This is a genomic window from Luteimonas sp. FCS-9, from assembly GCF_001014645.1.
Classification (GTDB): domain Bacteria; phylum Pseudomonadota; class Gammaproteobacteria; order Xanthomonadales; family Xanthomonadaceae; genus Luteimonas.
Map to the genome: position 1 here is coordinate 34,020 of NZ_LASZ01000032.1, position 8,574 is coordinate 42,593.

The following is an 8,574-nucleotide window of genomic DNA, read 5'->3' on the forward strand; positions in this document are numbered from 1 at the left end:
CCCGGAGATTTCAAATGAAAGACCTGCTTAACCTCTTCAACCAGCAGCGCCAGATCCCGGACTTCGACGCGATCAAGATCGCGCTGGCCTCGCCGGACCTGATCCGTTCCTGGTCGTTCGGCGAAGTGAAGAAGCCCGAGACGATCAACTACCGCACGTTCAAGCCCGAGCGCGACGGCCTGTTCTGCGCGGCGATCTTCGGTCCGATCAAGGACTACGAGTGCCTGTGCGGCAAGTACAAGCGCATGAAGCACCGCGGCGTGGTGTGCGAGAAGTGCGGCACCGAGGTCACGCTGGCCAAGGTGCGCCGTGAGCGCATGGGCCACATCGATCTGGCCTCGCCGGTCGCCCACATCTGGTTCCTCAAGTCGCTGCCCTCGCGCATCGGCCTGATGCTGGACATGACCCTGCGCGACATCGAGCGCATCCTGTACTTCGAGGCGTTCGTCGTCACCGAGCCGGGTCTGACCCCGCTCGAGCGCGGCCAGTTGCTCAACGAAGAGCAGTTCCTGCAGATGCGCCAGGAGCACGGCGACGACTTCGACGCCGCGATGGGCGCCGAGGCGGTGTTCGACCTGCTGCGCACGATCGACCTGCAGGCCGAGATGGCCCGCCTGAAGGAAGAGATCGCCGCGACCGGCTCGGAGACCAAGCTCAAGCGTCTGACCAAGCGCATCAAGCTGGTCGAGGCCTTCATCGACTCGGGCAACCGCCCCGAGTGGATGATCATGACCGTGCTGCCGGTGCTGCCGCCGGATCTGCGTCCGCTGGTGCCGCTGGACGGCGGCCGCTTCGCGACCTCGGACCTCAACGACCTGTACCGCCGCGTCATCAACCGCAACAACCGCCTGCGTCGCCTGCTCGAACTCAATGCGCCCGACATCATCGTGCGCAACGAGAAGCGCATGCTGCAGGAGTCGGTGGACGCGCTGATGGACAACGGCCGTCGCGGCCGCGCCATCACCGGCACCAACAAGCGCCCGCTCAAGTCGCTGGCCGACATGATCAAGGGCAAGCAGGGCCGGTTCCGCCAGAACCTGCTCGGCAAGCGCGTCGACTACTCGGGCCGTTCGGTCATCGTGGTCGGCCCGACGCTGCGCCTGCACGAGTGCGGCCTGCCGAAGAAGATGGCGCTCGAGCTGTTCAAGCCCTTCATCTTCGCCAAGCTGCAGCGCCGTGGCCTGGCCACGACGATCAAGGCCGCCAAGAAGCTGGTCGAGCGTGAAGAGGCGGAAGTCTGGGACATCCTCGAGGAGGTCATCCGCGAGCACCCGGTCATGCTCAACCGCGCGCCGACGCTGCACCGTCTGGGCATCCAGGCGTTCGAGCCGGTGCTGATCGAGGGCAAGGCGATCCAGCTGCACCCGCTGGTGTGCACCGCGTTCAACGCCGACTTCGACGGCGACCAGATGGCCGTGCACGTCCCGCTGAGCCTCGAGGCCCAGCTGGAGGCGCGCGCGCTGATGATGGCGTCCAACAACATCCTCTCGCCGGCCAACGGCGAGCCGATCATCGTGCCGTCGCAGGACGTCGTGCTCGGCCTGTACTACATGACCCGCGCGCTGGAGAACATCCCGGGCGAGGGCATGGTGTTCGCCAACATCGCCGAGGTGCGCCGCGCGTTCGACAACAAGGCCGCCGGCCTGCACGCCAAGATCAAGGTCCGCATCAGCCAGACCGTGATCGGCGAGGACGGCTCGCGCGAGAAGGTCACCTCGATCGTCGACACCACCGTCGGCCGCGCGCTGCTGCTCGAGATCATGCCCGACGGCCTGCCGTTCGAGCTGGCCAACGTCGAGCTCAACAAGAAGAACATCAGCCGTCTGATCAACGCCTGCTACCGCCGCCTGGGCCTCAAGGACACGGTCGTGTTCGCCGACAAGCTGATGTACACCGGCTTCGGCAACGCCACCCGCGCCGGCGTGTCGATCGGCATCAACGACATGACGATCCCGGGCGAGAAGAAGGGCATCCTGGCCGAGGCCGAGACCGAGGTGCTGGAGATCCAGCAGCAGTACCAGTCGGGCCTGGTCACCGCCGGCGAGCGCTACAACAAGGTCGTCGACATCTGGTCGCGCACCAACGAGCGCATCGCCAAGGCGATGATGGACGCGATCGGTACTGACCACGTGACCAACGCCAAGGGCGAGACGGTCGCGCAGAAGTCGATGAACTCGCTCTACATCATGGCCGACTCGGGCGCGCGTGGTTCGCAGGCGCAGATCCGCCAGCTGGCGGGCATGCGCGGCCTGATGGCCAAGCCGGACGGCTCGATCATCGAGACGCCGATCATCGCGAACTTCCGCGAAGGCCTGAACGTGCAGGAGTACTTCAACTCCACCCACGGTGCCCGTAAGGGTCTGGCCGACACCGCGCTCAAGACCGCGAACTCCGGCTACCTGACCCGTCGCCTGGTCGACGTGGCTCAGGACGTGGTGATCACCGAGGTCGACTGCGGCACGCTCGACGGCCTGACCATGACCCCGATCGTCGAAGGCGGCGACGTGGTCGAGCCGCTGCGCGACCGCGTGCTGGGCCGCGTCGTGGCCGAGGACGTGTTCCTGCCGGGCAACGACGAGGATCCGATCGTCACGCGCAACACGCTGCTCGACGAGCAGTGGGTCGTGCGCCTCGAGGAGGCCGGCGTCCAGTCGATCAAGGTCCGCTCCACGATCACCTGCGAAAGCGCGTTCGGCGTGTGCTCGAGCTGCTACGGCCGCGACCTGGGCCGTGGCCACCTGGTCAACCAGGGCGAGGCCGTGGGCGTGGTCGCCGCGCAGTCGATCGGCGAGCCCGGCACGCAGCTGACGATGCGTACGTTCCACATCGGTGGCGCGGCGTCGCGTGCGGCCGCCATCGACAACGTGACGGTCAAGACCACCGGCTCGATCAAGTTCAACAACCTCAAGTTCGTGACCCACGAGAGCGGCAGCCTGGTCGCGGTCTCGCGCTCGGGCGAGCTGTCGGTGCTCGACGGCCACGGCCGCGAGCGCGAGCGCTACAAGCTGCCCTACGGCGCGATGATCACCGTCAACGACGGCGATGCGATCAAGGCCGGACAGACCGTCGCGAACTGGGATCCGCACAACCACCCGATCGTCTCGGAAGTGGCGGGCTTCATCCGCTTCGTGGACTTCGTCGAGGGCGTGACCGTCATCGAGAAGACCGACGAGTTGACCGGTCTGGCCTCGCGCGAGATCACCGATCCCAAGCGCCGCGGCTCGCAGGGCAAGGACCTGCGTCCGATCGTGCGGATCGTCGACAAGGCCGGCAACGACCTCAACATCCCGGGCACCGACCTGCCGGCGCAGTACCTGCTGCCGCCGCGCTCGATCGTCAACCTGCAGGACGGCGACGCCGTCGGCGTGGGCGACGTGGTGACCAAGGTGCCGCAGGAAGCGTCCAAGACCCGCGACATCACCGGTGGTCTGCCGCGCGTGGCCGACCTGTTCGAGGCCCGCAAGCCGAAGGACCCGGCGATCCTCGCCGAGAAGTCGGGCATCGTCAGCTTCGGCAAGGACACCAAGGGCAAGCAGCGCCTGATCATCAAGGGCGCCGACGGCGAGGACCACGAGGAGCTGATCCCCAAGTACCGCCAGATCATCGTGTTCGAGGGCGAGCACGTGGAGAAGGGCGAGACGGTCGTCGACGGCGAGCCGAGCCCGCAGGACATCCTGCGCCTGAAGGGCGTCGAGGAGCTGGCGTCGTACCTGACCAAGGAGATCCAGGACGTCTACCGGCTGCAGGGCGTGAAGATCAACGACAAGCACATCGAGGTGATCGTTCGCCAGATGCTGCGCAAGGTCGAGATCACCGACGCCGGCGACAGCCGCTTCCTCAACGGCGAGCAGGCCGAGCGCCAGCGCGTCATCGAGGACAACGCCAAGCTGCTCGCGCGCAACGAGCTGCCGGCGAAGTTCGATCCGGTCCTGCTGGGCATCACCAAGGCCTCGCTGGCGACCGAGTCGTTCATCTCGGCCGCCTCGTTCCAGGAGACCACCCGCGTGTTGACCGAGGCGGCCGTCCGCGGCACGCGCGACAGCCTGCGCGGCCTCAAGGAGAACGTGATCGTCGGTCGCCTGATCCCGGCCGGTACCGGCCTGGCGTACCACACCCAGCGTCGCCGCGCGGCGTCGGGCCTGACCGAGTCCGAGATGGACACGCTGTCGGGCGGTTCGGTGGCCGAGGAGGCCGTCGAGGCCGCTACGCCGGCGACGCTGCCGCCCGAGCAGGTCATGCTCGAGGACGCGCCGACGTCGCAGGTGGCTGACAGCGACGAGAAGGCAGGCTAAGATAGGCACCCTTTGGCGGCCCTGCGGGGCCGCCCAGACTCCGAAATGAGGCGCAGGACGCGGCTCGTATTCGGTCCAGGACGGACGGGAGACGTTGTATGCCGGGCAGTTCCCAGGTGGAGCTGTCGGTGGCGGTATGACCCGCGTTGACGGTATTCGTCAGCGCGGGCTATACTTTTTCGTCTGACAGGCGGCGATCCCGTCTGTCTTCGTTTTCACCGGGCTCCGGCCCGAACCATAGACCCGAGACCTGATGGCAACGATCAACCAGCTGGTGCGGAAGCCGCGCAGCCCCGAAACCTACAAGAGCACTTCGCCCGCGCTGGCGAACTGCCCGCAGCGCCGCGGCGTCTGCACCCGTGTCTACACCACGACCCCGAAGAAGCCGAACTCGGCGCTGCGCAAGGTCGCCAAGGTCCGCCTGACCAATGGCTACGAGGTCATCTCGTACATCGGTGGCGAAGGCCACAACCTGCAGGAGCACTCGGTGGTGCTGATCCGCGGCGGTCGCGTCAAGGATCTCCCGGGTGTCCGCTACCACACCGTTCGCGGTTCGCTCGACGCCGCCGGCGTCGCGAAGCGCAAGCAGGCACGTTCGAAGTACGGCGCGAAGCGTCCGAAGGGCTGAGGAATAGAGAATGTCGCGTAAAGGAAACACCCCGCAGCGCTCGGTGCTGCCCGACCCGAAGCACGGCAGCGAGACGATCGCCCGCTTCATCAACATGGTCATGAAGAGCGGCAAGAAGTCGGTCGCCGAGAAGATCGTCTACGGTGCGATGGACGTCATCGGCGAGAAGAACCCCGACGCGCTCGAGCTGGTCGAGAAGGCGCTGGGCAACGTGTCGCCGGCCGTCGAGGTCAAGTCCCGCCGCGTCGGCGGTGCCACGTACCAGGTGCCGGTCGAAGTGCGCGCCTCGCGTCGCATGGCGCTGGCGATGCGCTGGCTGATCGAGTCGGCGCGCAAGCGCGGCGAGAACAGCATGCCGCGCAAGCTGGCCGCCGAGCTGATCGACGCCTCCGAGAACCGCGGCGGCGCGATCAAGAAGCGTGAAGAGACGCACCGCATGGCCGACGCCAACAAGGCGTTCGCGCACTACCGCTGGTAAGCGGACCTGCGGGCTCCGGTTGATTCCGGGGCCCGCCGGCACCATCCATGGTGCCTCCAGGCGGTCATCGACCGCACGCAGGACCGACAAGCCGCCGCAAGGCGGCATTCGTCCATTCAAGCGATTCCATCGCGAAGGCGCCCAGGCCCTGCCGGGACCTTCCATCCAAACGAGAATACTGACGTGGCTCGCACGACTCCCATCGAACGCTACCGCAACTTCGGCATCATGGCCCACATCGATGCCGGCAAGACGACCACCTCCGAGCGCATCCTGTTCTACACCGGCAAGAGCCACAAGATCGGCGAGGTGCACGACGGCGCCGCGACGATGGACTGGATGGAGCAGGAGCAGGAGCGCGGCATCACGATCCAGTCCGCGGCCACGACCGCGTTCTGGAAGGGCATGGACAAGTCCTTCCCCGAGCATCGCTTCAACATCATCGACACCCCCGGACACGTCGACTTCACGATCGAGGTCGAGCGCAGCCTGCGCGTGCTCGACGGCGCAGTGTTCGTGCTGTGCGCGGTCGGCGGCGTGCAGCCGCAGTCCGAGACCGTGTGGCGCCAGGCCAACAAGTACCACGTGCCGCGCATCGCGTTCGTCAACAAGATGGACCGCACCGGCGCGAACTTCCTCAAGGTCCGCGACCAGCTGAAGGCGCGCCTGGGCGCGGCCCCGGTGCCGATGCAGGTGCCGATCGGCGCCGAGGACGGCTTCGAGGGCGTGGTCGACCTGCTGAAGATGAAGGCGATCCACTGGGATACCGCCTCCCAGGGCCTGAACTTCGAGTACCGCGACATCCCGGCCGAGCTGCAGGCCCAGGCCGAGGAGGCGCGCGCCTTCATGGTCGAGTCCGCCGCCGAGGCCAGCGAGGAGCTGATGGACAAGTACCTCGAGAGCGGCGAGCTCTCCGAGGACGAGATCGTCAGCGGCCTGCGCGAGCGTACGCTCCGCACCGAGATCGTGCCGATGTTCTGCGGCACCGCGTTCAAGAACAAGGGCGTCCAGGCGATGCTCGACGGCGTCATCAAGCTGCTGCCGTCGCCGGTCGACGTGCCGGCGGTCAAGGGCCTGGACGTCGACGACGAGACCAAGGAGCTGTCGCGCGAGTCGAGCGACAAGGCCCCGTTCTCGGCGCTGGCGTTCAAGATCATGACCGACCCGTTCGTGGGTTCGCTGACGTTTTTCCGCGTCTACTCGGGCACGCTCAACGCCGGTGACCAGGTGCTCAACTCGGTCAAGGGCAAGAAGGAGCGCATCGGCCGTCTGCTGCAGATGCACTCCAACAACCGCGAGGAGATCAAGGAAGTGCTGGCCGGCGACATCGCCGCCGCCGTGGGCCTGAAGGACGTCACCACCGGCGACACGCTGTGCGCGCAGGATTCGCCGATCGTGCTCGAGCGCATGAGCTTCCCCGAGCCGGTGATCTCGATGGCGGTCGAGCCCAAGACCAAGTCCGACCAGGAGAAGATGGGCCTGGCGCTGGGTCGCCTGGCGCAGGAGGATCCGTCCTTCCGCGTGCGCACCGACGAGGAGTCGGGCCAGACGATCATCTCGGGCATGGGCGAGCTGCACCTGGACATCATCGTCGACCGCATGAAGCGCGAGTTCAACGTCGAGGCCAACGTCGGCAAGCCGCAGGTCGCCTACCGCGAGACGATCCGCAAGTCGGTCAAGTCCGAAGGCAAGTTCGTGCGCCAGTCGGGCGGCAAGGGCCAGTTCGGTCACGTCTGGCTCGAGATCTCGCCGCAGGAGCCGGGCACCGGCTACGAGTTCGAGAACGCGATCGTCGGCGGCGTCGTGCCCAAGGAGTACATCCCGGCCGTCGACAAGGGCATCCAGGAAGTGCTGGCCAACGGCATCATGGCCGGCTACCCGATCGTCGACGTCAAGGTCCGGCTGGTCGATGGCTCGTACCACGAGGTCGACTCGTCCGAAATGGCGTTCAAGATCGCCGGCTCGATGGGCTTCAAGGAAGGCTTCAACAAGGCCAGCCCGGTGCTGCTCGAGCCGATCATGAAGGTCGAGGTCGTCAGCCCCGAGGACTACCTCGGCGACGTGATGGGCGACGTCAGCCGTCGCCGCGGCATCCTGCAGGGCCAGGACGACAGCCCGTCGGGCAAGATCATCAACGCGATGATCCCGCTGGGCGAGATGTTCGGCTACGCCACGCAGCTGCGCTCGATGTCGCAGGGCCGCGCGACCTTCACGATGGAGTTCGACCACTACGCGGAAGCGCCGGCGAACATCGCCGAGACCGTCACCAAGAAGTAAGCGTGATTGGTGATGCGGGATCCGTGATGCGAAAGAGCACGGGTCCCGCTTTTCACCGATCACCAATCACCAATCACGAATTACGGAGTTATCACCATGGCAAAGGGTAAGTTCGAGCGCACCAAGCCGCACGTCAACGTCGGCACGATTGGTCACGTCGACCACGGCAAGACGACGCTGACGGCGGCGCTGACGAAGATCGGCGCCGAGCGTTTCGGCGGCGAGTTCAAGGCCTACGACGCGATCGACGCGGCGCCGGAAGAGAAGGCGCGCGGCATCACGATCTCGACCGCGCACGTGGAATACGAGAGCCCGACGCGCCACTACGCGCACGTCGACTGCCCGGGCCACGCGGACTACGTGAAGAACATGATCACCGGTGCGGCGCAGATGGACGGCGCGATCCTGGTGTGCTCGGCCGCTGACGGCCCGATGCCGCAGACGCGCGAGCACATCCTGCTGTCGCGTCAGGTGGGCGTGCCGTACATCGTCGTGTTCCTGAACAAGGCCGACATGGTGGACGACGCCGAGCTGCTCGAGCTGGTCGAGATGGAAGTGCGCGAGCTGCTGAGCAAGTACGAGTTCCCGGGCGACGACACCCCGATCATCTCGGGTTCGGCGCGCCTGGCGCTGGAAGGCGACCAGTCGGAGATCGGCGTGCCTGCGATCCTGAAGCTGGTCGAGGCGCTGGACACCTGGATCCCGGAGCCGGAGCGCGACGTGGACAAGACGTTCCTGATGCCGGTCGAGGACGTGTTCTCGATCTCGGGTCGCGGCACGGTGGTCACGGGCCGTATCGAGCGCGGCATCATCAAGGTCGGCGACGAAATCGAGATCGTGGGCATCCGCGCCACGCAGAAGACGACGGTCACGGGCGTGGAGATGTTCCGCAAGCTGCT

The 8,574-nt window shown here is 66.4% G+C and carries 5 protein-coding genes; all 5 read left to right on the forward strand.

Annotation, left to right across the window (positions count from 1 at the left end):
- Positions 1 to 14: 14 nt before the first annotated feature.
- The gene (rpoC, locus tag WQ56_RS17000) at positions 15 to 4,292 is read left to right on the forward strand and encodes a DNA-directed RNA polymerase subunit beta' (protein WP_082132503.1); all 4,278 of its coding nucleotides are present in this window, start codon (positions 15 to 17) and stop codon (positions 4,290 to 4,292) included.
- Positions 4,293 to 4,545: 253 nt separating this feature from the next.
- Positions 4,546 to 4,920 (forward strand): 30S ribosomal protein S12, encoded by a 375-nt coding sequence (rpsL, locus tag WQ56_RS17005; protein ID WP_024891235.1) that lies wholly within the window; start codon positions 4,546 to 4,548, stop codon positions 4,918 to 4,920.
- A gap of 10 nt (positions 4,921 to 4,930) precedes the next feature.
- Positions 4,931 to 5,398: a 30S ribosomal protein S7 gene (gene rpsG, locus WQ56_RS17010; protein WP_047138328.1), complete on the forward strand. Its 468-nt coding sequence runs from the start codon at positions 4,931 to 4,933 to the stop codon at positions 5,396 to 5,398.
- Positions 5,399 to 5,581: 183 nt separating this feature from the next.
- The gene (fusA, locus tag WQ56_RS17015; RefSeq protein ID WP_047138329.1) at positions 5,582 to 7,675 is read left to right on the forward strand and encodes an elongation factor G; all 2,094 of its coding nucleotides are present in this window, start codon (positions 5,582 to 5,584) and stop codon (positions 7,673 to 7,675) included.
- Between the two features lie 96 nt (positions 7,676 to 7,771).
- The coding region (locus WQ56_RS17020) for an elongation factor Tu (protein WP_047138330.1) at positions 7,772 to 8,574 on the forward strand (803 nt) is incomplete at its 3' end.